Annotated in this window: 16 protein-coding genes; 4 read left to right on the forward strand and 12 right to left on the reverse strand. The window is 35.5% G+C overall.

What is annotated here, in order from left to right:
- Positions 1–109 precede the first annotated feature (109 nt).
- The 5 genes from polA to H7350_RS05450 form a co-directional block, all read right to left on the reverse strand.
- Entirely contained in the window at positions 110–2956 is a 2847-nt protein-coding gene (gene polA, locus H7350_RS05430) for a DNA polymerase I (RefSeq protein WP_204344838.1), read from the reverse strand.
- 302 nt (positions 2957–3258) lie between these two features.
- Complete coding sequence (locus H7350_RS05435; protein WP_204344839.1) at positions 3259–3798, reverse strand: cupin domain-containing protein; 540 nt, start codon at positions 3796–3798, stop codon at positions 3259–3261.
- A gap of 13 nt (positions 3799–3811) precedes the next feature.
- The gene (locus H7350_RS05440) at positions 3812–8395 is read right to left on the reverse strand and encodes a beta strand repeat-containing protein (protein WP_204344840.1); all 4584 of its coding nucleotides are present in this window, start codon (positions 8393–8395) and stop codon (positions 3812–3814) included.
- A gap of 28 nt (positions 8396–8423) precedes the next feature.
- A complete protein-coding gene (locus tag H7350_RS05445) occupies positions 8424–8621 on the reverse strand; it encodes a hypothetical protein (protein WP_204344841.1) in 198 nt (65 codons plus the stop codon).
- Between the two features lie 156 nt (positions 8622–8777).
- Positions 8778–12764, reverse strand: coding sequence for a hybrid sensor histidine kinase/response regulator transcription factor (locus H7350_RS05450; RefSeq protein ID WP_204344842.1), 3987 nt, complete (start codon positions 12762–12764; stop codon positions 8778–8780).
- 106 nt (positions 12765–12870) lie between these two features.
- Here H7350_RS05450 and H7350_RS05455 point away from each other — a divergent pair, with 106 nt between their 5' ends.
- Both H7350_RS05455 and H7350_RS05460 read left to right on the forward strand, forming a co-directional pair.
- A complete protein-coding gene (locus H7350_RS05455) occupies positions 12871–13800 on the forward strand; it encodes an isoaspartyl peptidase/L-asparaginase family protein (protein ID WP_204344843.1) in 930 nt (309 codons plus the stop codon).
- Between the two features lie 3 nt (positions 13801–13803).
- Entirely contained in the window at positions 13804–14628 is an 825-nt protein-coding gene (locus tag H7350_RS05460) for a GNAT family N-acetyltransferase (protein ID WP_204344844.1), read from the forward strand.
- Positions 14629–14668: 40 nt separating this feature from the next.
- Here the strand turns inward: H7350_RS05460 and H7350_RS05465 are convergent, their stop codons facing one another.
- On the reverse strand, positions 14669–15532 hold the full coding sequence (locus H7350_RS05465; protein WP_204344845.1) for a cyanophycinase: 864 nt from the start codon (positions 15530–15532) through the stop codon (positions 14669–14671).
- Positions 15533–15626: 94 nt separating this feature from the next.
- On the opposite strand from H7350_RS05465, the gene cphA reads away from it, so the two are divergent.
- Positions 15627–18266 carry a cyanophycin synthetase gene (gene cphA, locus H7350_RS05470; RefSeq protein WP_204344846.1) on the forward strand — a complete coding sequence of 880 codons (2640 nt, stop codon included), beginning with the start codon at positions 15627–15629 and terminating at the stop codon, positions 18264–18266.
- Between the two features lie 71 nt (positions 18267–18337).
- Here cphA and H7350_RS05475 read toward each other — a convergent pair whose 3' ends face one another.
- Positions 18338–18610 (reverse strand): hypothetical protein, encoded by a 273-nt coding sequence (locus tag H7350_RS05475; RefSeq protein ID WP_204344847.1) that lies wholly within the window; start codon positions 18608–18610, stop codon positions 18338–18340.
- A gap of 175 nt (positions 18611–18785) precedes the next feature.
- Here H7350_RS05475 and H7350_RS05480 point away from each other — a divergent pair, with 175 nt between their 5' ends.
- Positions 18786–20198: an aldehyde dehydrogenase family protein gene (locus H7350_RS05480; protein ID WP_204344848.1), complete on the forward strand. Its 1413-nt coding sequence runs from the start codon at positions 18786–18788 to the stop codon at positions 20196–20198.
- An 88-nt stretch (positions 20199–20286) separates the two neighbouring features.
- On the opposite strand, the gene H7350_RS05485 is transcribed toward H7350_RS05480, so the two are convergent.
- From H7350_RS05485 to H7350_RS05505, 5 genes are all read right to left on the reverse strand, one after another.
- The gene (locus H7350_RS05485) at positions 20287–21357 is read right to left on the reverse strand and encodes a phage tail protein (RefSeq protein ID WP_204344849.1); all 1071 of its coding nucleotides are present in this window, start codon (positions 21355–21357) and stop codon (positions 20287–20289) included.
- Positions 21358–21524: 167 nt separating this feature from the next.
- Positions 21525–22214 carry a LytR/AlgR family response regulator transcription factor gene (locus tag H7350_RS05490; protein ID WP_204344850.1) on the reverse strand — a complete coding sequence of 230 codons (690 nt, stop codon included), beginning with the start codon at positions 22212–22214 and terminating at the stop codon, positions 21525–21527.
- Positions 22215–22224: 10 nt separating this feature from the next.
- Positions 22225–24021, reverse strand: coding sequence for a sensor histidine kinase (locus H7350_RS05495; protein ID WP_204344851.1), 1797 nt, complete (start codon positions 24019–24021; stop codon positions 22225–22227).
- Positions 24022–24060: 39 nt separating this feature from the next.
- Complete coding sequence (locus H7350_RS05500) at positions 24061–25059, reverse strand: glycosylasparaginase (RefSeq protein WP_204344852.1); 999 nt, start codon at positions 25057–25059, stop codon at positions 24061–24063.
- Positions 25056–26375 (reverse strand): sugar MFS transporter, encoded by a 1320-nt coding sequence (locus H7350_RS05505; RefSeq protein ID WP_204344853.1) that lies wholly within the window; start codon positions 26373–26375, stop codon positions 25056–25058. Before H7350_RS05505 ends, H7350_RS05500 begins: the two co-directional genes overlap by 4 nt.
- Positions 26376–26381: the final 6 nt, after the last annotated feature.

A 26381-nucleotide genomic window follows, 5' to 3' on the forward strand; every position in this document is an offset into this window, starting at 1 on the left:
AGAAGTTTTTTGTTATAATGTTTTATTTATTTTAAAGATAGAAATAATAGTTAAATTAACTTTCTTTAAAATGGATTCAAAAAAGGAATTTTTATAAGTTAAATGTCTCCTAATGCGCCTCCAACCAATTATCACCAATATCTAAATCGACATCTAAAGGCACCTCTAATTTGTAGGCATTTTCCATTTCGGTTTTGATAATGGTTTTCATGGTCACGAGTTCGGGTTTGTAGATGTCAAATACCAGTTCATCATGGACTTGCAGCAACATTTTTGATTTATAATCGCCTGCCTGGAGCTGTTTATGAATATTAATCATCGCAATTTTGATGATATCGGCAGCGCTTCCCTGGATTGGTGCATTCACAGCATTTCGTTCGGCAGCACCACGAACCACAGCATTTCGCGAATTGATGTCTTTTAAATAACGACGCCTGCCTAAAACGGTTTGTACATACCCATGGTCTCGCGCAAAATCAACCTGCTCATGAATATAACTACGTAGCTTCGGATAGGTTTCATAATAGGTGTCGATGAGTTCTTTAGATTCACTACGCGATAAATTGGTTTGATTGCTTAAACCAAAGGCAGACACGCCATAAATGATTCCGAAGTTGACGGTTTTGGCATTGCTTCGTTGCTCGCGAGTGACTTCAGAAATAGGCACGTTAAACACTTTTGAAGCCGTCGACGCGTGAATATCTTCCCCATTTTTAAAGGCTTCAATCATGGTTTCTTCCTGACTTAAGGCTGCGATGATTCGGAGTTCTATCTGCGAATAATCGGCAGCGAGTAAGGTGTACTCGTCGTTTCTCGGAATAAAAGCTTTTCGAACCTGACGACCACGTTCGGTACGTATCGGAATGTTTTGTAAATTCGGATTGTTACTACTCAGTCGTCCCGTTGCAGCAACCGTTTGCATATAATCGGTATGTACACGTCCTGTGTGTGCTTCAATCTGTAAAGGCAAGGCATCGACATAGGTGCTTTTTAATTTTGACAAGCCTCTGTAGTCTAAAATTTGCTGAATGATTGCATGCTCCTTTGCCAAATAACTCAGTACATCTTCTGCGGTTGAATATTGTCCGGTTTTAGTTTTTTTAGGCTTATCGACCAGTTTTAATTTTTCAAATAAAATAACACCCAATTGCTTTGGTGAGGCGATATTAAATTCTTCGCCAGCAGCTTCATAAATACTTTTTTCAAGGTTGGTAATATCTGTATTGAGTTGCTCTGATAATGAATGTAGAAAATCCTGATCCAGATTGATACCTTCCAGTTCCATCGTCGCTAAGACACGAAGCAACGGAATTTCAATCTCGTCAAACAATTTTTGGGTATTGGCCTCACCGAGTTCTTTTTCGAAATGCTCTTTTAATTGAAGTGTAATATCGGCATCTTCAACGGCGTATTCGGTTTGTTTTTCTAAGGGAACCTCACGCATCGACAGTTGGTTTTTGCCTTTTTTTCCTAAGAGTTCGGTAATTGAAATCGGTGTGTAATTGAGATAAGTTTCAGAAAGCACATCCATATTATGTCGCATATCTGGATTGATGAGGTAATGCGCTAACATGGTGTCAAAGAGTTTGCCTCTGACTTCAATATTGTATTTAGCGAGGACTTTAATATCATACTTTAAATTCTGACCAATTTTTTCGATGGCTTCATTTTCAAAAAATGGTCGCAGGATTTCTATGAGTTCTTGCGCAGCCTCTTTGTCCTCCGGAAATGGAACATAAAAGCCTTTTCCGGCTTCCCATGAAAAGGCGATACCAACGAGTTCAGCTGTGAGCGGATTAAGCCCTGTAGTTTCGGTATCAAAACACACCGATGTTTGATTCATCAGGTTACTGACAAACAATTTGGTTGCCATTCCTGGTGCGATACTCTGGTAAAAATGAGCGGTGTTTTCAGCCGTTTTACGAGTATATTCTGAAGCAGTTTCAGGAGTTGCCGAAGCATCACCTCCAAACAATGAAAATTGTCCGGCTCCAGCCGATTGTTGTTCTTTTGGTGTGGCTTTTGACTTGGTTTCAGTTTGAGAGCTTGTCGTGGTTGCAGCATCAGGAACTTCAGTAGCAAATGTTTTTAAGAAATTATCGGTTAGACGTCTAAATTCTAAATCGGTAAAAATTTGCTTGACTTTTTCAACATCAGGATGATCGAGTTCAAAATCTTTCGCATTAAATGTCACAGGAACATCCAGCATAATGGTTGCCAGTTTTTTTGAAAGTAAACCAAGTTCGCCATTGGCTTCAACTTTTTCTTTCATTTTTCCTTTAAGCTGGTCGGTATTGGCTAATAAGCCTTCCATACTTCCAAATTGAGCGATGAATTTTTTAGCCGTTTTTTCACCAACACCTGGAAGTCCCGGAATATTATCACTTGAGTCGCCCATCATGCCTAAAAAATCAATGACTTGCATGGGATCGGTCACTTCAAATTTCTTCTGTACTTCAGGAATACCCCAAGTTTCGTAGCCACCACCAAAAACAGGTCTGTACATAAAAATGTTTTCGGTAACGAGTTGCGCAAAATCTTTATCGGGAGTAACCATATAGGTTTTATAGCCTTCTTTTTCGGCTTGACGCGACAAGGTGCCAATCACATCATCGGCTTCGTAACCTTCTTTGACCATGATTGGAATGTGCATAGCTTTAAGAATTTCACATATATACGGAATTGCAGTTTTAATGCCTTCTGGAGTTTCATCACGATTGGCCTTGTAGGCTTCAAACATTTCGACGCGGTCTGCGCTTCCACCTTTATCAAAACAAACGGCTAAATGATCTGGTCGCTCACGTTTGATGACATCGAGCAAGGAGTTCATAAAGCCCATAATGGCTGAAGTATCTTCGCCTTTGGAATTGATTCTCGGGTTTTTTATAAAAGCGTAATACCCACGGAAAATAAGGGCGTAGGCATCGACAAGAAATAAGCGTTTTTGATCTGACATGTTATATCATATTTTATTTAAGTAAGCTTCAAAAAACGACCTTTTTTCAGTTCTGATTCAAAATAAAAATGAAACCTAACTAGGGCTATGTTTAATTTTTCTTTTTTACATAATCTAAAACATCATCATTTTCACCTAAGCTAACCTAAACAAAAAATGATATTGAGGATTTTTTTGAAGTTTATAAAATTACAAAACTTAAATCTTGATATGAAACAATGGTTTACTAAATAATAAACGAAAAGAAAGTCGGTCCCTACTCCGACTTTCTTTGCTCAAAAATATAATTGAAGACAATCCAATTATGTTATAAATGTGATGCCATGCCGACCACATATTTCTGAAACCTTTTTAAAGTCTGGAGGACCAGCGGGTAAATCGGCTAATTCTTTAAACATCAGTTCAATTCCGGCAGGAAAGGCACTAGTTATCATTTTGGCTTTTTCTGTGCCTACGACTTTCCAGGAGTGAGGTATATTTTTTGGAGCATAGGCTGTATCACCAGCTTCTAGGACAGTAGTACTACCATTTATCATGATTTCTATTTGACCTTTAATAACTCTAAAAATTTCATCTTCTTTGGTATGAATATGAGGCGGAATGCCAACACCTGGTTCTACATCGTCTACCCATTCTACGATTTGATTGTTGGTTTCACTGCCCATCAACTTATGAGTTTGTATGTCACCTATGACATTTAAGAGTTCACCTTCTTTATCTCTGATGATTTTTGATTTTAAGTCGCCCTTAAATTTGGATGGTATCTTAGCAAAAGCACTTTGAGGTAGTAAAGTTAAAATGCTTAAGCCACTTAGTGACTTTAAAAAATGTTGTCGTTTCATTGTGTTGTGATTTTTATAATTGTTCAATTTCAAAAAATGTTCCTCTACCATTTGCCAATATTGTGGCACCTGCTGCTGGTCTAGAAAAAGAGACGTCTAGAGTTTGTCCGGCTGTAAGGTTTATGATTGAGGTTACCTGACGAACTACCTGTCCATTACCATGATGGTTAAATTCTTGTCTGCGTTCTTGAGTTCCATTTACACGGATTCTTACGGCGAATTGGCCAGTTCCTGTATTATCATCCATAGTGATTTGTGAAGTTACACGATATAGACCAGTGGTTGGTACTGTAAAACGATCTGTTGTGGTATTAAAATTTCCGTTAGTATCGAAATCTACGGTGTCAAAATTTACTTTTACAGTCCCACTTCCTGTTTCAGTTTGTGCTGTACTCATAGTGATACGAGCAATAGATTTAGTTGGGTTAAGGCTAGATAGATCTACGGTTTGTGGCACTTGGCCGTCATCTTCTATTTCAAGGGTTAAGATATTAGTAGACGAGTTGAAGTTGAATGTGTCTATATGTTGGTTGTCAGTATTTACAGTTTGAAGACTGGATAGATCAACTGTTTGAGCAGGTTGTCCATCGTCTTGTATTTCAAGAGTTAGAATATTACTAGATGTATTAAAACTAAATGTGTCAATTTGTTGATTGTCTGTATCGATTGTAGGATTTTGAAAAGTAACATTACCTGTACCATCCGTCGTCATTACTTGACCATTTATACCATCTATTAGTGGCATATTGTATTGGTCATTAATATTCATTAAACCACTTTTGTATATAATAAGGGCATTTCCACGTGCTAGATCTGAGGTTCCATTGCCGATACTAAAGAGCCTATCATTATTATTTGCTGCTGTGCTATTTACAGGAACATAAGTAGTATTATAATGTCCTATACTGGTTTCAGCATAAGATGGTGCTTCAGTCAAATGTCCCATAGCTGTTGACAAACGGCCTGAAGCTGTTGTTGAGCGACCCAATGCTGTAGAAGTATCTCCAGATGCATCTGTGTTATTTCCAAGGGCAACACTATAATTGCCACTAGCCTCAGCGCTATTCCCTATAGCTACGCTTCCAATGCCTATAGCTCGAGTAATTATACCCATAGAAACACTATTTTCACCTGAGGCGAGCGCATTTAAACCTGCTGCAAAGGAATTTTCGCCAACATTAGCTTCGTCCCATACATTTGAATTGAATAAGCCAAAGTTTCCTCTCACTTCACCCACTCTAAAAGCAGACTTATGTGGATTAAAGAACATACGAGAACCATTACCTGACAAAGTTATTGGGTCTCCTGCTCCATTGGTGCCAGTAACTTCAAAGCCATCATTACCACTAACTCTAACGGCTCCATTAGTAGCGTTAATTATTCTGCCATTTCCAAGACCACCTTCATCATAAGCTTGGTCTAATGTGTTTTGGGTATTTCCATCTTGCAAGCTAGATAAATCAACAGTAGTTGTATTGCCAGCTTCAGTAATTTCTAAATCTGTTCCGTTTAATGTTGCTGCAGTAATTACTTCATTACTCGCATCTGTATCATTATCATTAGCGATATGATTATTTATTGCAGTAGTATTACTCGCAACAGCCGTAGATTGATCTAATGCTGATAAATCTACAGTATCAGAATTACCATTTTCAATGTCAACAGTTAAAATATTACTACCATTAAGACTCAGGTTTTCTATGTTTTGATTGTCTGAACCAGTGCCATCTTGTAATGCTGATAAATCTATATTAGTTGTAGTACTAGCCTCAGTTATTTGTAAGGTAGTTCCACTGAGAGAAGCTGCAGTAATTACTTCATTACTCGCATCTGTATCATTATCATTAGCAATATGATTATTTATTGCAGTAGTATTACTCGCAACAGCCGTAGATTGATCTAATGCTGATAAATCTACGGTGTCAGAATTACCATTTTCAATGTCAATAGTTAACATATTACTACCATTAAGACTCAGGTTTTCTATGTTTTGATTGTCTGAACCAGTGCCATCCTGTAATATTCCCAAATCAATAGAAGTTCCTGTACCGTTTTGAATCCCTAAATTTAAAGTTGTGCCTGTTAATGAAGCGGCTGTTAAATTCTGATTGTCTGTATTTGTGAAAACTGTACTAGGATCAACCCAGTTAGCATCACCATTAGCATCAGTACTTAAAATGTAACCTAAAGTTTCATTTCCATCGGTATAGCGAAACGTTGAAGCTACTTCTAATAAATCATTGACATATACATTACCCGAACCATTATTACCTACAATACCAAAATGACCTGCCCAATTGATTGTTCCTCCAGTAGCAGTAGCTAATACACCAGTATTAACGATACCACCTGAAGTTGCAGTAAATAAACCACCTATATTTTCATCACTGGCACCAGATACTGTGGCATAGATGCCTGTGTTATTGTCACCACTACCACTAACTGATGTAGAAACCCCAATATTATTATCTCCATTTGCAGTATTTGAAAGCGATGCGGCAATTGATGTTGATGATGAGTTTGAATTTTGAACTATTACAGCAGAACCTATGATGGCAGATGTACTTGATGTTTCTGCAGTGATATATTGCCCATAACCACCAGTTGAAGAGGTTTGTGAATAATCTATATTCATACCACTAACTTGAGCGCCAGAATAGTTTATGTCTAATGCAGCAATTGGTGTAGTATCACCAATACCAACATTACCTTGAGTAAATATATTGTCATTTATATCATTTGGGTTTGCTGAGGTACCTTCTTCATGCCAATCGGCATCACTTGTTTGGTTTTGAAAACTAATATTACCAGCACCATCTGTGGTCATGACTTGTCCAGATGTTCCATCAGTTAAAGGCATGTTATATGCATCGTTAATATTCATTAAGCCATTTTTGTATATGGTTAGAGCGTTGCTTCTGAGGGTATTTGATGTACCATTTCCTACTACAAATAAGCGGTCATTTGCATTAAAAGCAGTTGATGAATTTTCAGTATAATTGGTATTGTATAATCCAAATACGGTTTCAGCATAGGATTCGGCATTTAAATAAGTTCCCATAGTTACAGAATTAGCTGCATTTGAGTTGGAGTATTCTCCAAAGGCAAACGAATAGTCAGCATTAGTAGCATTTTGTGAACGACCAAAGGCAAAACTATAGTCACCTCTTGCAAAAATATTATTACCAAAAGCAAAAGATCTATCTCCATAGGCTCCAGAATTATTTCCGCTTGCAAAGGCATAATTTCCGTTAGCATCATTATCTAATCCAGTGGAAAAACTATAGTTTCCTGTAGCTGTAGATTCAATACCAAAAGCTATTGCATAATTTCCACTAGCTTGGGTGTCATTACCAACTGAAAAGCTGTAATCACCAATATTGGTATCATCCCAGCGTCCTCTATCAGCAAAACCAGCTCTAAGTGCACCTTTTCTAGGATTAAAAAACATACGCATACCATCACCAGTAATTTCATCGTCTATAGTATTTCCTGACCCATAAGTTCCTGTAATTAATAAGCCGTCTGTTCCATTAATTGTCACTGCTCCATTGTCTGCCATAATATCTTTACCAACACCAGCACCACCTTCATCATAGGCTTGGTCTAAGGTATTTTGGGTATCTCCATCGCCAATTACATCCTGAAAAGTCACATTACCGATACCATCAGTAGTCATGACTTGGCCATTGGTGCCATCTGTTTCTGGCAATATATAGCGATTGGCATTACCTATTCCAAATGAAGTTTTACCTATGAAATAACCAGCATAGCCATTGGTGTTTCTAACGTCTGAGTACATACCATAATGAGTACCAGAAAGGGGTGAAGCGATTAGTATTCTATAACCATACTTGTCTCCTGTATTTGTGTTAGACCCTACAGGAAAACTGATATTCGCCCCATAAAGATCTCCTGGTCCTGACACACCTCCAAAATTTCCACTGTAAAGATTTAAGTTGCTATTAGCATTAATATTAATGGCATTAGCTCTAAATAGATAACTGAAATCATTAATGTTTCCAGTAATTTGACTGTAAATTCCAGTTACTCCAGCTGTCCCAGATCCATTTAATGTTAATGAAGATGATAAACCTCTTAGGGAACCTGCATTATTTGTAATATTTAAAGGTCTAACTAAGGAGATTCCATTAATGTTTGATACATTTTCATCTACTACTAAAAGTTTGTTACCACTAATATTAGGATTCCCTATTCCAACCCTTCCTTGTCTATAGATATTATCATTGATATCATAAGGAGCTGTTGTAGAGACTCCTTCATACCAATCTGCATCTTCTGTATGGTTTCCAACTGTTATCCAAGATGTGGCTCCATTATCCCAATAATAAAAACCTTTAGTCGGAGTTCCGTTTCCGGTAACAAACACCATCATGCCATCTTGATCTACTGTTGGGTTTGTCGTTGGGAAATTATCTATACGAGGTATTAATATACCATCAGCATTGGTTGGACTTGCCAAATTAGACGCACTGACATCTAAAGTCGCTTTTGGGTCTGTATTACCAACACCAACTTGGGCAAAACTTGGTAAAGAACAAAGTAGTAATAGTAGGGAGAGTTTAATTGTCTTCATAGTAAAATAATTTTGAGCCATTAGCAGATTAAAGTTTTACGTCGACATCAAAGGCATTTCTAACATCTCTGATTATAGTGTGGACGTAGTAGGTAACTGCAAGAAAAAGTTCACTTCCGCCTAGAATAAATGGGTTAAGGTTTCCCATCAACTGAATGGATACATGACCTGCCAAAAAACTTGAATTAATAATTAATAGGGAGACGAGAAGCGTAGACGTTTTCATCTGAAAAATGGTTTATGATTAATAGCATCACAAACCTATTGCTAAACGCTAAAAATGGTCTTGATTATTTTTTCAAAAGCAAGGAGTATTTTGTCAAAATGATGAAAAATGACATGGAGTATTTTATCAAATTAAAAATAAAATACTGAAAATCAGTTAATTACGAAATTCAGACGGACTTTGCTCAAATTCGTCCTTAAACGCCTTAGAAAACCAGTTGGGATCGTTAAATCCTGTGGAATATGCAATTTCAGAAACGGATAAATCTGTGGTTTTTAGTAGTTCTTTACCTTTTTCTAATCGTACTTTTCTAATAAAAATTGCTGTGCTTGTATTAGAGACAGCTTTGAGTTTGCGGTAAAGCTGTGAGTCACTCATTGCCATAAATTGTGCTAATTCGGTAGCTCCAAATTTGGAGTCATCCAAATGTGTATGAATACCTTCAATGACTTTATTTAAAAAGATGATATTTTTATCACTAGCTTCCTTTTTATGTTTTGTTGTTTCAACAATTGTTTTTACCGAATAGCGCTCTTGGAGTTGCTTTCGTTTGGCAATGAGCATGTGGATGCGTAGTCGTAATTCTTCTTTTTGAAAAGGTTTGGTCAAATAGGCGTCTGCACCACTGGTAATTCCTTCTAATTTATCCTCTTGCATGGCCTTAGAGGTGAGCATTACTATTGGAATGTGGTTGGTATTAGTATTGGCTTGTAGCTTTTGTGTTAATTGAAAACCATCCATAACAGGCATCATTACATCGGTTATAACAATGTCTGGGATGGTTGTTTCAGCAAGTGTTAGGCCTTCTTTACCATTTATTGCATAACTTACTTTGTAATCGGGCTGTAAGCAGGAGGCGATGTAACGTGCCATATCAGCATTGTCTTCAACAATAAGAACTGTATTAGAATCATCATCTGAAATGGTTTCATTGAGTTGAGGCACAACAGTACCTAATGGTATTTGATGATCACTCAGAGTGATATGTTCTTTAGGTGCAGAAGTTGTTATTGGCAGTGTGATTGTAAATGATGTTCCGATATCTAGTTTTGATTCAACAGTTATGATACCATTGCACAATTCGACGAGTTCTTTTGTTAAAGCGAGTCCGATGCCTGTACCTTGCGATACGCTATGTTCGTTGTTTTCTACTTGATAAAACCGATCAAAAATATGAGGCAAAGCGTCTTCAGAAATTCCGAAACCTTCATCAGTTATTTGAATTTGTAATGTTGTAGGGTTTAACTTATTTACAGAGATTTTTAGTTCAGAATTTTCCGGAGAAAACTTTAAGGCATTAGAGATCATATTCGTTAGAATTTGACGCATTTTCTCGGCATCAAAATCCATCATTATTTCATCTTGGTTAGTGTTGAAATGGATGCTAATATGTTTATCTGTAGCAATACTCAAAAAACCAGCTACAATATGATTAGAAAATGCAACAATATCATTTTGAATAAGATTTAAATTAAGCCGACCCTTTTCGAGCTTTGCTAAATCCAGCATTTGATTGACCAGATTAAGAAGGTTATTGCTGTTTTGTTCTATGGTATTTAGTGACGTATTAACATCTTCTGTATCAGAAAATCGTTCTTTTAAATTACCAATATAACCCAGAATAATGGTTAACGGTGTTCTAAATTCGTGCGTGATGTTAGTAATGAACCGAGACTTTAAATTGTCTAAATCTTGTAATCGTTTAGATTCCTGACCAGCAATTTGGCGTTGGAGACTAATTCTGTAAAAGGTGTAAACCAAGCTTAAAAATAATGCTAAGTAAATGAGGTAAGCAACATTGCTTTTATACCAAGGCGGAGTAACATTGATATGTAATTCTAAAGGGTGTTTTTGCCATAAGTCGTTTCTCGATTTACCTTGTATTTGTAAAGTATATGATTTTGAAGATAAATTTAAAAGCTGAATACTATGTTTGCTGTTTAGGGTATTCCATTCTTTATCATCTGGCAAAAGTTTGTAAACATATTTGATATTACTATTAGGTCTGAAATCTAACGCCGAAAAATCTATATTTACAGGGAAATCATTGTAATTTAAGTTGAGACTTTTGGAATTAACGATACTAGTTGATAATGCATCTGAAATTCCAGGAGACATATAATGGTCTTTTATTTTTAAGCTGGTAAATTTTATGTTTCCTTCCTGATCTAATTCTCCAATTCGATGTGGATTAAATATGTTTAAACCATTTATACCACCAAAATACAAATATCCATTGCTTTCATTTTTAAAAGTTGCACCAAGATTAAACTCAGTACTTTGAACGCCATCCTTTGGGTTGTAATTTGTAAATTCTTCGGTGGTTTTATTAAACTTAAATAAACCGCCATTTGTTGATAACCAAAGGTTCCCTAAGTCATCTTCATTGATATTATATACAAACGTATTACTTAGTCCTTCGCGTTTGCCGTAAGATGTGAAACTATCGGTTTCAGAATTGTATTTATTTAGTCCTTTTCTGCTGGCAACCCATAGTGTATTGTCTGTATCAATAAATGAACTCAAAACACCTCTGGTAGCTAGACCATTTGACTCGTCATAATTTTTTATTGCGATTAATTGGTCAGCTTCAAAGTTAAGTTTTGACAATCCTTTTTGGGTAGACATCCAGTAATTATTGTTATGGTCTTCAACCATCGAAAGTGTAAAAACTGAAGCCAGTTCATTTGAACTATAATTTTTAAAACTAAAATCAGAATTGGCAACATTGCCAATAAATTTGCAAAATCCAGCATTAAATGTTGTCACCCATATATCTCCAGATTTATCTTTGAAAATATGCCTTATATTTTCTGATGGTAGTTTTGAATTGTCAGAAGCATCAATAGGAACTGCTATTATTTTAGGATTATGGATGTCTAGATTTTGTAAAGGAATTACAAAAACACCTTTATGATTCACAAACCAGACATTGTTTTTAGTATCTCTGGTAATTCCTCTAATACGATTATGACTGTCAATTAATTTGAATTGAGATTTGTCATTATTATTTGAAATAATGAGTCCGCTTGAAGACCCAATAAACAAATAGTCCTTAGTGTCGTAAACAGCAAATACTGAAGGATCATCTAATGAAAAGTCATTTGTTGGCTGCTCAAAAACATTTTGGGTTTCAATGGCAGTAATGTCGAGATTAATATTTCCTATAAATAGTAAATTATTAGCAATAAATAATTCATTAATTGTATCAGAATTTATAGTCGAACTATCGTACTTTTTGTTGGCCTTATAATGGTTAGAAATTATGAGACTATCATTTGAGTACTTAGCAATATAAAGTCCGGATGATGTCCCCAAATAATAGATATCATTTTTAAAGGTTAAAGTATTTATATGAAGGTTAATAAGGTTTTTGTCCTTAACAACTGGAATCATAGCTATTTCAGATGTCTTATGATTCAGTTTGTAAATACCGTTGGTAGAAGCCACCAAAATCTCATCGTTTATGGTTTTAAGGTTTGTAATATTAGTATCGAGTTTGGTAAGTAATTTGAAATTTAAATCGATTCCAGAATCCATTACATTAGTTAATGAAGCACTGTAAATATGACCATCATGAGTGCCTACATAAAGTTTGTTTTCAAAGGTTGTGATACCGGTAATTCGAAGCGGAAGTTTGTCAAGGCTATCATTAAGATAATAGTAGTTTGCCCCATCAACTATAACTAAGCCACTATTGTAATAGGCAGCAATCACTAAATTCTTGTGCTTTATGATCCTTGTACAATTGGTATTAGTTTCACCAATATGACTTATAGACTCGTCAAGCGTGTTGTATCTAAGCAAGCCATGTTGTCCAGTGCCAATGTGTATGTCATTATCATTGGTTAAAATAGCACCAATTCTATAACCTGCAATATCTAATCCAGAAGAGCTGTCTGGCTGAGGTGTAAAAAAAGCATGACCATCATACCTGACGACACCATCAGAAGTCCCTAACCAAATAAAACCATTGATATCTTCGTCAATACAATGAATGGTTTCTTGAGGTAAGCCTTCATCTAAGCCAAGATGCGAAAAGGTTAACTTTTGAGCACTAGAAATTAAGCTGACTAAACATAAAAGCAGGAAAAGGTTAGTTGTACTTAATCTAGAAAAATAAATATGAATTTTATTTGTCATCAACGATTATAGTCAAACACTAAAATACTAATTCTTTAACTTATAGGGAAATACTTACTATTAATTGATAAGCAATTTGTAATTTTCCGAAGTAAAAAAAGAATGCATGAAAAAGTTTTCGATAGCCATTCATGGTGGTGCAGGTACCTTAGTAAAAGGCATGATGACCCAAGAATTAGAAGCTAAATATAAAAGTGATTTAAAAGCGGCTTTAGATCAAGGTTATGCAATTTTAAATGAAGGCGGAACGGCTTTAGACGCTGTTGAGGTTGCGGTAAAAATTTTAGAAGATTCGCCCTTATTTAATGCAGGAAAAGGTTCGGTGTTTACAGCAACCGAATCCCACGAAATGGATGCGAGTATTATGGATGGAAAGACCTTAAATGCTGGTGCCGTGAGTTTAATTACCGGAATTAAAAACCCAGTGAGCCTAGCGCGTGATGTCATGGAACAAAGTGACCATGTGTTTTTAGCAGGTGAAGGCGCTATGAAATTTGCAAAAGAGCTAAATTATACGCTCGAAGACGATACATATTTTTATGATGAATTTCGACACAAACAATGGCTGGAGATAAAAGATACCGATCAGTTTCAGCTGGATCATTCTACCAAAAAAGATTCTAAATTTGGTACTGTTGGTGCTGTTGCCTGTGATCAAAACGGAAATATCGCTGCAGCGACATCTACAGGCGGCATGACCAATAAAAAATGGGGACGCGTAGGTGATAGCCCGATGATAGGCGCCGGAAATTATGCCAATAACAAAACCTGTGCGATTTCATGTACTGGCAGTGGTGAGTTTTTTATTCGAGGTGTTGTTGCGTATGACGTGGCTTGCCTCATGGAGCATAAAAACATGAGTTTACATGACGCTTCTGAAGAAGTCATAAATAAACGAATTCTTGAAATTGGTGGTGATGGTGGATTGATTGCTGTTGATGCCAAAGGCAATATTGCAATGCCTTTTAATACTGAAGGTATGTATCGTGCAAGTAAAACTTCAGAAGGAGAAGAAGCTATTTCTATTTATAAATAAGTCATGACTGTTAGACATTTAGGACATACAGATTTTAATACGATAATGTCGTGTTTTCTATCGGCGTTTGAAAACTATTTTGTTCCAATGCCTACAGATTATAATTTTTATAAGAAGCGTTGGGAAGCGGCTAAAGTTAACTTTAATTGGTCTTATGGGATGTTTGATGGTAATACATTAGCTGGTTTTATAATTCATGCCATAGATGAACGCCATGGAGAACATATAGCATTTAATACAGGAACAGGTGTCATCCCAGAATACAGAGGACAAAAAATTGTAAAATCCATTTACGAGTATGCTATTACAGATTTAAAACGTCATGGAATTACCAAAAGTGTACTTGAAGTCATTACCAAAAATGAAAAAGCTATAAAAGCTTATCAAGGTGTTGGATTTAATATTAGTAAAACGTTTAAATGTTTTGCAGGTAATTTATCAATAGATGAAGCTCAGATAACGGTTAAGAAAGTGCCTTTTTTTGAGATTGACTGGGATCATATTCCAAATCAAGATACCTACTCATGGGATTTTCATTCTAGGTGTTTAGAACATGGAAACTCTGATTATTATTACGTGTATCATGATGATAAAATAGAATCATTTTTTGCAATTAATGCAGAAAATGGAACTATTAACCAACTCGAAGTTCTAATAAATCAAAACGAAAATTGGAAAAGATTATTTCAGGCTGTTCAGTCCATTAGAAAACAAGTCAGAATTATTAATGTTGATGACAGGCTTGAAGAAAAACTTCGTGCTATCGAAGATGTAGGTTTATTAAATACGGTAAATCAATATGAAATGGAATTGTATTTAAAGTCATAAGTTTTAGATCTAATCTAAACTGAAAAAAACATCAAAAAAACTAGATAAAAGGCGCCTCTATAGGTAGAACCGTTACTTTTCTGTTTTTTATATCGTATTGATCACCATTAGAAAGGACATGAACTGTAAGATTGGCCATGGTCATAGGAGTTCCCTCTTGAAGTACTTTTTCGTTGTTATGAGTTAAACTACTACCATCAAAAACAATCACCATTCCCGAACCAATAACTGTACAGTCATTTCCATTTTTGATGATAAGACCAGTGTCTTCTGCAAGACCTAAGCCAACTAAATCAGGATGTTTTGCAATAGCTTCACTTTGTCGTCCAAAACGACCACGTCTTATAAAATGGGTATCAATAATTAAACTCGGAATTAAACTTAAGCCTTTATACATTGTCACTGCGCCTTTAATAAAAGATTCAGCGGCACTTCCACCAGCAATCATTTCATTAGACATCGCCATAGCACCAGCACTTGTACCAGCAATGACGAAGCCTTCATCATTTTTATAACGGTCAATGAGAATATTATGAATACTTGTGCCTCCTATTTTGTTTGTGATTTTAGACTGGTTTCCACCAGAAAACATCACGCAATCGGCAGACGCTATAAGATCAATCGATTCTTGTTTTTCAGAATCTTTTTTACTTCTAATATCTAATACTGTAACGTCAGAGCAGCCCAAAGTTTTAAAAGCTGAGAGGTAATTATCTCCAACCTCTTTAGGTATGCTCGATGCAGTTGGGATAACCACAATTTTAGAATCAACACCACCTGCCTCTTTTACAACATGATATAAAATTCCTTCATCAATGAATTCTAAGGTGTATAATTCATTTTCTTCTAGCCCTTTATCTTCGTTTCCTCCAATAGGAATAAGCGTTCCTTTAACCTTCTGCATAAAACTTTTCTGTAGATTGAATATTGGACAAAAATAAACTAATTTTTTTATTGAAAAATGTTATATTTATAATCTTTCACTTAAAAATCAACCTATGGATATACGCAGTATAAATGCAATGAGAGGACCAAACTACTGGTCTGTAAGACGACATAAATTAATTGTCATGGTTTTAGATCTAGAGGACATGGAGCAATACCCCTCAAATAAAGTCGATGGTTTTTATGAACGTCTTAAAACAATGTTCCCAGGAATGTATGAACATCGTTGCTCTGTGGGATCTCCAGGTGGTTTTTTTCAGCGTGTTGAAGAAGGCACTTGGATGGGACATATCATCGAGCATATTGCATTAGAAATCCAAACCTTAGCAGGAATGGATGTTGGCTTCGGAAGAACTAGAGGCTATGGTGAAGAAGGGGTTTATAATGTTGTTTTTGCTTACATGGAAGAATCTGTAGGTCGCTATGCAGCAAAAGCATCAGTTAGAATTTGTGAAGCTTTAATTTCAGGTGAGGACTATGATTTATCTGAAGATATTCAGCAAATGCGCGAATTGCGTGAAGCCGATCGTTTAGGACCAAGTACAGGCTCTATAGTAGAAGAAGCTGAATCTAGAGGCATTCCTTGGATTCGATTAAATAAATATTCACTGTGTCAATTGGGATATGGTGCTAATCAAAAGCGAATTCAGGCAACAGTTACAAGTGAAACGAGTAGTATTGGTGTAGAATTAGCTTGTGATAAAGAAGATACAAAATACTTACTGGAACAAGCCGAAGTTGAAGTGCCTAAAGGTGATATCATTCGTCGTGAACGTAGCTTAGAAGAAGCATGCCGCTATGTTGGCTATCCTTTGGTTATTAAGCCTATTGATGGCAATCATGGTCGTGGTATCACAGTTGATATTCAAAATTATGAAGACGCGCTTCAAGCCTTTCATCATGCTAAAGAAAGTTCTAAAAGCGGAGCGATTATCGTTGAAAAGTTTATTAAAGGTGAAGATTATAGATTATTAGTCATAAATAACAAATTAGTGGCTGGAGCTATTCGTACGCCTGCTCATGTTATAGGTGACGGAACATCTACGGTACAAGAGCTTATAGATAAAGTCAATAGTGATCCCAGACGAGGTTTTGGGCATGAAAATGTTCTGACGCAAATCTCTGTCAACGAACTGACCAAAACCATTATTAAAGATGCTGGTTATACTTTAGAATCTGTAATTGCTGAAGGCGAACGCCTGGTTTTAAAAGATACGGCTAATCTTAGTACAGGAGGAACAGCCGAAGATATCACAGATATTATTCATCCAGCAAACGTGAGTATGGCTGAGCGGATTTCCAAAATTATAGATTTGGATATTTGTGGTATTGATATCATGACTACCGACATCTCTAAACCACTATCTGAAACTGGTGGTGCTGTTTTAGAAGTTAATGCTGGTCCTGGATTTAGAATGCATTTAGCACCAACAACAGGTTTGCCTCGTAATGTAGCTGCTCCTGTAATTGATAAATTGTTTCCTCAAAAAGGAGATACAGGACGTATTCCTATCATCGCCACTTCTGGAACTAACGGAAAAACGACTACGACACGTCTTATTGCACATATCGCCAAAATGAAAGGCTATCGTGTTGGTTACACGACAAGTGATGGTGTTTATATACAAAATAGATTACTCATGACTGGTGATTGTACTGGTCCATCGAGTGCCGAGTTCGTACTTAAAGATCCAACTGTGAATTTTGCCGTTTTAGAATGTGCACGAGGTGGTTTATTACGTGCCGGATTAGGGTTTAAAAAATGCGATGTAGCTGTTGTCACCAATGTAGCTGCCGATCATCTAGGTTTAAAAGGAATTCATACCATAGAGCAGCTTGCTAAGGTTAAAGCGGTTATTCCAGAAACTGTTTTACCCGATGGCTATGCCATATTAAATGCCGATGATGATTTAGTATATGATATGCGACGTAATGTCGAATGTAATGTCGCTTTATTTTCTATGGATGAAAATAACCCAAGAATTAAAGCCTTACAACGTCTTAATGGTATCACTGCAGTGTATGAAAATGGTTATGTAACCATATGTAGAGGTGAATGGAAAATGCGTTTGATGAAGGCTGAAGATATCCCATTAACCTATGGCGGAAAAGCGAAGTTCATGATTCAAAATGTACTAGGTGCTGTGCTTGCGGCTCATGTTCAGGGTATTAGTATCGAAGATATGAAAGCGGCTTTAGAAACCTTTATTCCTTCGGCTTCGCAAACACCAGGACGCTTAAATCTATTTAAGTTTAACGACTTTAGCATCTTATTAGATTATGCGCATAATCCTGCAGGAATGAGAGCCCTTCAAAAGTTTACCGACGAATTAGATGCCACTGTAAAAGTGGGAATTATTGCAGGAATTGGCGACAGACGTGTTGAAGATAATAACGAAATGGGATCGATTGCTGCCGAAATGTTTGACGAAATTATAATCCGTCAAGACAAACGTTTAAGAGGGAAAACAGAAGAAGAGTTGATTAAAATGCTCAATGATGGCATTCAAATGAAAGATCCGAATAAGAAAACAACGATCATTCCTTCTGAAAAAGAAGCCATAACCTATGCTGTGAAAAATGCAGTTAAAGGCTCTCTGATTATTTTGTGTAGTGATGTGATTCCTGATGCTCTAGATCTGGTAAAACAATTTAAAGAGCAAGAAGCTAATGGTACATTGACCTTTTCATAAATGATATGAACTCTAAACAAAAAAAATCCGAAACTCAAGTTTCGGATTTTTTTATGATTTGTATGTTTTGATTAGCAAAGCTTAATTGTTTTTACTTTAATCTGTAAACTTTTTCTATACGCTTTAATGCTAATAATTTCAGATGTTTTCTTTCTGTTTATTTTTAATAGTTGCGCTTTAGCAGCAGAACTTGAAGTCGTCTCCTTTTTAATTTTTGGAGTTTCTACCTTATTTTCAATAACAGTTTCTACAGTATCGTTATTTTTGATATCTACATTAGTTTCCTGTCCCATTGAAAGTAAAGGTAATAATGTAAAGGCTAATATGGTTAATACTTTTTTCATAATTGTTATTGTGGTATTTTGTTTTAAACTCAGTTCAAAGAAACACAACATTCGAGGCGAAAATGAATATATTAGATAAAGCGGGCGATTTTTAGTTAAGATGAAAACGACCGCAAAAAACATCGATGAAATGCACAAAAACGGCTTGCAGCCCAATAAAAACGTTACGGATTAAATGACAGATTATTCAGATAACAGGTATTTTAAACTATTTGAGAAGCAAAAATCTCATCAGTTTACTATAGGAAATACATCCTGTAAAACACGAATTAAAAAATTAAAAAGCCTAAAGCATGCTTTAGAAGTAACTTATAAGGATTCAATTCGAGAGGCTTTGTATACCGATTTTAAGAAACCTTATCTTGAGACCGATCTCACTGAGATTTATCCGGTTATTGATGAAATTAATTTTGTAGCCTCTAATTTAAATACTTGGTTAGCTAAGCAAAAGGTTGATACACCTATTGCTTTATTAGGAAGCTCTTCGTGGATTAAAAATGAGCCTAAAGGGGTTTGTCTTATCATATCTCCATGGAATTTTCCTGTAAATCTCACTTTCGGACCATTAGTATCTGCTATTGCAGCAGGAAATACAGTTATTTTAAAACCAAGTGAGATGACACCTCATACGTCGAAAGTAATGAGTGATATAGTAAATGACATTTTTAATGACCATGAAGTTGCTCTTGTAGAAGGAGAGGTTGAAGTCTCTCAAGAACTTTTAAAACTCCCTTTTAATCATATCTTTTTCACTGGGTCGCCACAAGTGGGTAAAATTGTGATGAAAGCCGCTTCAGAGCATTTAACTTCGGTAACTTTGGAGCTAGGCGGAAAGTCGCCAGTCATAATTGATGATACTTCAAATTTAGATAAAGCGGTTAAGAAAATTATCTTTGGAAAGTTTCTCAATGCAGGTCAAACTTGTATTGCTCCCGATTATGTGTTTATTAACGAGAGTATTAAAACTGAATTTATTCAGACTTTTAAAACAACACTTAAAACGTTTTATTCGGAAAAGCCTTCCGAATCTGATTCCTTCGGAAGAATTGTAAATCAGAAACATTTTAAACGATTGAAATCCTACTTAGATGATGCATCCACAAGAAATGCAAGTATTGAAGTTGGAGGAGTTTCAGATGAAAAAGACAATTATATAGAACCCACTTTAGTGTTTGATGTTTCCGAAGACAGTGAACTGATGCAAAATGAAATTTTCGGACCCATACTTCCTGTAAAAACCTATAAAGCGATTGATGAGGTCATAGATTATATCAATTCAAAAGAAAAGCCTCTGGCACTTTATATTTTCAGTAAAAATAAAAAACGTACAACACAAATTATTAATAATACTAGAGCAGGAAGCACATGTATTAATCATAATTTGTTGCAATTTCTCAACCACAATTTACCATTTGGAGGTTCTAATAATAGTGGTATTGGAAAATCGCATGGCTATTTTGGGTTTTTAGAATTTTCGAATCAGCGCTCGGTTTTAAAACAGCATACACTTGGCGCAGTGGATTTATTGATGCCGCCTTATAACAATTTCAAGCAAAAAATTGTCGATTTAACGATTAAGTGGTTTTAATAAAAAAAAGCCGCTCCCTACAAACGACTTTTTCTTCTCAAAATATAATTGAATTACATTTTCAATTAAAGATTATGGATGTGGGTATTCAATATTTTATACAATAAATGACAGTAATATTGACAGGTCTGTTTTCGGTTGATCCTGTGAGTTCTGAATTAAATGTTGGCATATTTAATTGATGATTATGATTTCCATTAGCATTAGTGTTAAGTGAGGGTATATTTATAGAATGATTATGATTTCCATTAGAATTAGTATTAGAAGCTGGAATGTTAACAGTGTGGTTATGTCCACCAGAACTTAATGTATTCATAGTTTCGGGTCCTGTATTATTTTCATCTATTAGAAATGCATCATCTGATCCAAAAGTTGACGTATTTGCATTCACACGCTCTCCTCTGAGCATATGGGTATGAGATGAAATATAATTTGTGGTTGCCGAACTTCCTGGTATATTGTGATAATGATTACCAGAAGTATTTGTGTTTAAATTTGTAGTATAGGTATTATGCGAATGACTGCCATCGGTGGTTGATATCACACTAGGTGGAACATTTTCGTGAAAATGACTAGACATTTCATCATCTTGAGTGGTTCCAACATAATCACCAGTTGTTCCATCACCTCTATCTTGTCTGCTTGCAGCATCAGGATCATTTCCTGCACCATTGTCGTAGCCTCTTAAAAACTGACCTCTATAGTCTGGTAAGTTAAATGTGGTAGAGCCATTACCAGCGCCATAGGTAGTGCCTAAAACGGCAAACAAATCTGCATAATTTGTTCGGCTTACAGCACTGCCATCACAAACTAAATAGCCTGTAGGTATGGTCGCCATTGGAAATGTAAATATCGACCCAGTTGGTATGGCATCTTTCGATTCTTTTAAAGCTCTATCCCAAGACCCAAGCGTCGAATCATAATAATAAAATCCTTTAACATCATCGGTTTGATAAACCATTAATCCATCAGCTATTGGAGTTGCAATAGTTAAACGCTCCGAAGCTGTCATTCTTGGGATTAAAATACCTTTGTCTGTAGAGACAACATCTAAAATAGAGGAAACATCCGGATTTGTGGTACCAATACCAACTTGTGCGAATGAACCATAGTAGAGTGTCATCGCTAATAAACCTAAAAGAATTGACTTAGTTTTCATAACGTATATTTTGAGAGATACCAGTAAACTCTTAAAAGGTTGTGTAAGGAAACGAGATTACCAGTATTATAATTAATAGCTGTTATAAAACTAATTTGCAATTAGTGTTTTACGAATATATTTTTAGTGAATACAAGCGTTTTTTTAGTAGAAACAGATAATCTTAATTATCTGCCCTTTAATTTGCTTAGCATTAAACTTTTTTGTGAGGCACTTATTGGAATGGATGTTGTTTTTATAATTAACGAATTACGATCTAAGGCATCTACATGGTTGATGTTAACCACATACGAACGATGACACTTCTTAAATATGTCCTGATTAAGTTTTTCACTTGTGTGTTTTAAGGTATGAGGTACCAAATATTGTTTGGTAGTTGTGTGAACATAACAGTAATTATCAAAGGCTTTGAGAAAAAGAATTTGATTTTGATTGATTTTATGTAGCCTGCCTTCAGACTTAATCTCTAATATATCAGAATGTTCAGTTTGATAGTTATGCCATGCCAATTCGATATTCGTCTGAAGCCCATTTTCTGTAAATGGTTTTACAATATAACCCAATGGATTGGTTTGTTTTACTCTGTTTATAGTGCTGGAATCAGTTTGCGATGAAATGAATAAGTAAGGTAATTCAATTTTATCAAGTTCTATGGCTAAATCGATACCAGTTAAATCACCTTCTAATTGAATGTCAATTAATACCAAGTCTGGTTCGGTAAGTAAAATTGAATTTTGAGCCGACATAACGTCTTCGGCATCTCCAACCACTTGATATCCTTTTTTACGCAAGGCAACTTCTATAGTTGAGGCTATTAGTGGTTCATCTTCTACTATAAAAATTTTTAAACTTTTCAATTGACTTTAATTATAATTCGTTAAATTTTCTAATGGTTAAGGTTGCTGTAGTTCCGAGATTTACAACAGAATCATAGTCTAAAGTCGCTTTTAATTTTTTTGAAAGCGCTTTCATTAAGACAATTCCAAAGGAATTACTATCGATTTCACCTTCAAAACCTTTTCCGTTATCAGTGACTTTAAGAAGTAAAATGTTATTCTTTTTGTAAAAAGAAATTGTGATTTTATTTTCAGGTAAAGCCTCTGGAAATGCATGTTTCAACGTGTTAATTATAAGTTCGTTTAGAATTAATCCAATAGGAGTTATGGTTTCAATATCTAATACTATAGCATCAACATCTAAGTCGTATGGAACAGGTTCAGATTTAAACTGATGACTTTCAAAAAGATCTCGCACTAAATCATGAAAATAATCTGAAGTATTAATCCCAACTAATTCGTCTTTATTATAAAGCTTTTGATGAATCAATACCATAGAACGCACTCTGTTTTCAGCTTCTTTAATTGCTAATTTAGCTTCCTTATCTACTGCATTTTCAGATTGTAAGTACAACAAACTTGATACAATTTGAAAACTATTTTTAACACGATGGTGGACTTCTCTCAACAAGATGTTTTTTTCATCAACTGTTTTTTCAAGAAGAGACTTTTGTTTTGCTAAAACTAAATTTCTCTGTTTATTCTTGTAACCAAAAAAGCCTAAAAGTCCTGCAATACATAATCCAGCAATGGCCAAGATAATGTAGATACGATTTTGCTGTTCTTTTTTTTCGGTTTCAACTTTTAATAGTTTGAGTTCCGTGTCTTTTTTTTCAGCTTCATATTTTTGCAGTGCCTCAGAAAGGTTTTTATCTTTTTCATCTGAAAATATAGAATCTGTTAGTTTTTGATATTGATTGGCAATTATTAACCCATTTTTGTATTGACCATTTAGTTCGTATGCTAAGATTAAATCAGGCATGGTCGCTAATGCTTCGTCAAAAAAACCAGAGGATTTTAATTTTCTATATGCCTTCTCCATTTTTTTCAATCCTTCTGAATAATTGTCTCGTTCTAGTGCAACATTTCCCAGTCCCCTTAATGATGCTCCGTATATGTATATGTCATTAATGGTATCTACAGTTGTGAGAACTTCTTCAAATAGTAGTGTGGCATGGTCATAATCTTTCAGTTCTACATATAGGTTAGCAAGATTTAATGTTAACGAGTGGATATATTGTAATCGATTAGTGGTCTTGATTTGTTCTACAGCTTGTTCCATATGCAGTTTTGCATTAACAAGGTCGTTTCGGTATTTGTAAATGTTTCCTATGTTCGTTAGCGCTATGGCACTACGTCTTAAATCTCCTATTGAAAAACTAATTTCCTGGGATTTTTTAAAATATTTCAACGAAAGAGAATCATTACCACTGTTTTCATAGGCAGCACCAATACCATTAAATACTGAACTGAGTCTCGCAGAATCTTTTGCCTTCTCAAAATAATTGGCAGATTTTAAATAATGATTTAAAGCAATTTCAAAGTTACTTGAAACAACATTGGCATTTCCTAGATAAAAATTTCCTAACGCAATATTGAAGGAATCTTGAACTTTTTTGGCTGTTTCTAAATATTGCTCAGTATAGAGTTTAGATCGATTTGGATTAGAATAATACGTCGCTCTTCTTAAATTATTATAGGTTAGCATCTTGATTGAATCATTCTTGGTGGATTTTATTACTGCTAATAAACTATCCACTTCAGAACTATTCTGAGAAAAACTTACAAACGAAATGAGAATAAAAAAGCTAAGTAATAGTGTTTTCAAGAGGCTATAACAAAATTTTCTTCGAACAAGATAAGTATTTTAAGATTTATGATAGTAATTAGATTGTATCTGCTCATTAACACCATTTTGAAATTTAGTCATACTAAACCATTGGTGAATCGCGTAACTTCCTGTTTCTCCTTTTTTGTTGACAGCAATGTATCCAACCTGAAAATTTTTATAGTCACTGTTAGGTTTGTTTACAATCCTACTAATTGCTTCCTCACAAGCTTCTTGAGGCGATTTGCCTTGCCTCATAAGCTCTACAACCAAAAAACTACCAACCGTTTTTACTACTTCTTCGCCTAAACCAGTAGCTACACAAGCACCAATTTCATTGTCGACAAATAAACCTGAACCTATAATTGGCGAATCTCCAACACGACCACCTAATTTATAAGCTAGTCCGCTCGTTGTACAAGCGCCAGAAATATCACCATTTTTATCGATAGCAAGCATACCAATGGTATCATGATTTTCAATATTGATAATAGGTTTGTATTTGGCTTCTACTTTCCATTTCTCCCATGCTTCTTTTGAAGCCTCTGTTAACAAGTCTTCAGGCTGAAATCCTTTTGACATTGCAAACTGTTTAGCTCCTTCTCCAGCGAGCATAACGTGAGGTGTGTCTTCCATCACTTTTCTAGCTACAGAAACTGCATGTGTAATATTCTGAAGATAAACCACCGAGCCACAATTTCCATGCTTATTCATAATACAAGCATCGAGTGTTACATTGCCATCACGATCGGGTAAACCGCCTTTGCCAACCGACTGGCCTTTTTCGTTTGCCTCTTCGACCATGCAACCTTGTTCTACTGCATCGAGGGCATTACCTCCGGATTGTAAAACTTCCATGGCTTTAGCGGTTGCATCCATAACATGCCAGGTAGCGATAACCAATGGTAATGATGCAGGTGAAGCTGCGATAGATGTTTTGTCTTCGGAAGGTGTTTCAGCACAACCAACCAGAGCGCTTCCAACGGCCAGACCTACACCTGTGAGCGAAGCGTTTTTTATAAAATGCCTTCGTTTCATATTTCAACTTGTTTTTTAGAGTTTATAAATCCGTAATACAAAATATAACCATAACAGCCAGTGATAAATAAAAATGCCAGTTTAAATCCTAATACATCAATTAAATTTCCACAAACGAGAGGAATAATTGCACCACCAACAATAGCCATACATAGCAAGCCAGAGCCCTTAGGTTTCAACTCACCAATACCATCAATAGCCAGAGTAAAAATGGTAGGAAACATAATTGAGTTGAATAATCCAACAGCAAGAATACTCCACATACTAATTAAACCAGTTGTACTGATAGAAATAACAATTAAAGCTATAGCAATCGAGGCAAAAATACCTAAGACTTTTCCTGGTTTCATAATCTTAGTGAGATAAGAGCCTACAAAGCGACCTATCATTGCTCCAGACCAATAGAAAATTACAAAAATGCCTAATAGTGCCTTATCATCAGCACCATCTAAGGATTTAAAAAATAGTTTAGCTACAGTATCTGCTATATGCATTAATGTCGAATTTTCCCGTATTAAAGGGACCATATTCATATCTTGAAAATAGTTGACTAAAAAGCTTCCTATGGAGACTTCTGCACCAACGTAAAAGAAAATTCCCAGTACACCTAACATTAAGTTTTTTTGCTTAAATGCTTGTGAATAAGTACCAGTGTTGGTTTCACTAATTAGTTTAGGAAGTTTAGCGAAAAAGAAAATTCCAGCAATTAAAATTATAAAAACAGCAAGCCCTAAAAAGGGTTTTTGCACAGCAGAAGCTTCACTGGCTAAATACAATTCACGAGCTTCACCTGAGAGACTTGTTATCTCTGTTTCCGTTTTAATAGTATCACTTAGTATAAATAGTGCACCAACTGCTGGTGCAATTGCTGTTCCTAAAGAGTTGAAGGCCTGTGATAAATTTAAACGACTCGAAGCACCTTCTTCGCTTCCCAAAACTGCAACAAAGGGATTGGCAGCAACTTGTAAAATTGTGATGCCTCCAGCTAAAATAAAATAAGCCAGAATAAAAATACCAAAGACACGATACGAAGCTGCTGGATAGAATAATAAACAACCCAGAGCCATGGTAAGCAAACCTAAAATGATTCCTTTTTTATATCCGATTTTTGAAAGAATATAACTGGCAGGAACAGATAACACAAAATAAGCACCAAAAAACGCAAATTGAACCATGATGGCTTGTGCATAGCTAAGTGTAAATAGTTCGCGAAGTCTGGGAACTAATGAATCTACCAAAACGGTTATAAATCCCCAAAGGAAAAATAGCGTTGTAAGCAAAATAAAAGACGAGCGATACGATTTGTGTTGGTTCATTGTTTA

Origin of the sequence: Psychroserpens algicola, assembly GCF_014526325.1 — a bacterium.
GTDB lineage: Bacteria > Bacteroidota > Bacteroidia > Flavobacteriales > Flavobacteriaceae > Psychroserpens > Psychroserpens algicola.

Excerpts from the sequence above, each read along its gene's own strand:
- polA (WP_204344838.1), bottom strand. The coding sequence starts at position 2,956 with ATGTCAGATCAAAAACGCTTATTTCTTGTCGATGCCTACGCCCTTATT.
- H7350_RS05435 (WP_204344839.1), bottom strand. The coding sequence starts at position 3,798 with ATGAAACGACAACATTTTTTAAAGTCACTAAGTGGCTTAAGCATTTTA.
- H7350_RS05440 (WP_204344840.1), bottom strand. The coding sequence starts at position 8,395 with ATGAAGACAATTAAACTCTCCCTACTATTACTACTTTGTTCTTTACCA.
- H7350_RS05445 (WP_204344841.1), bottom strand. The coding sequence starts at position 8,621 with ATGAAAACGTCTACGCTTCTCGTCTCCCTATTAATTATTAATTCAAGT.
- H7350_RS05450 (WP_204344842.1), bottom strand. The coding sequence starts at position 12,764 with ATGACAAATAAAATTCATATTTATTTTTCTAGATTAAGTACAACTAAC.
- H7350_RS05455 (WP_204344843.1), top strand. The coding sequence starts at position 12,871 with ATGAAAAAGTTTTCGATAGCCATTCATGGTGGTGCAGGTACCTTAGTA.
- H7350_RS05460 (WP_204344844.1), top strand. The coding sequence starts at position 13,804 with ATGACTGTTAGACATTTAGGACATACAGATTTTAATACGATAATGTCG.
- H7350_RS05465 (WP_204344845.1), bottom strand. The coding sequence starts at position 15,532 with ATGCAGAAGGTTAAAGGAACGCTTATTCCTATTGGAGGAAACGAAGAT.
- cphA (WP_204344846.1), top strand. The coding sequence starts at position 15,627 with ATGGATATACGCAGTATAAATGCAATGAGAGGACCAAACTACTGGTCT.
- H7350_RS05475 (WP_204344847.1), bottom strand. The coding sequence starts at position 18,610 with ATGAAAAAAGTATTAACCATATTAGCCTTTACATTATTACCTTTACTT.
- H7350_RS05480 (WP_204344848.1), top strand. The coding sequence starts at position 18,786 with ATGACAGATTATTCAGATAACAGGTATTTTAAACTATTTGAGAAGCAA.
- H7350_RS05485 (WP_204344849.1), bottom strand. The coding sequence starts at position 21,357 with ATGAAAACTAAGTCAATTCTTTTAGGTTTATTAGCGATGACACTCTAC.
- H7350_RS05500 (WP_204344852.1), bottom strand. The coding sequence starts at position 25,059 with ATGAAACGAAGGCATTTTATAAAAAACGCTTCGCTCACAGGTGTAGGT.
- H7350_RS05505 (WP_204344853.1), bottom strand. The coding sequence starts at position 26,375 with ATGAACCAACACAAATCGTATCGCTCGTCTTTTATTTTGCTTACAACG.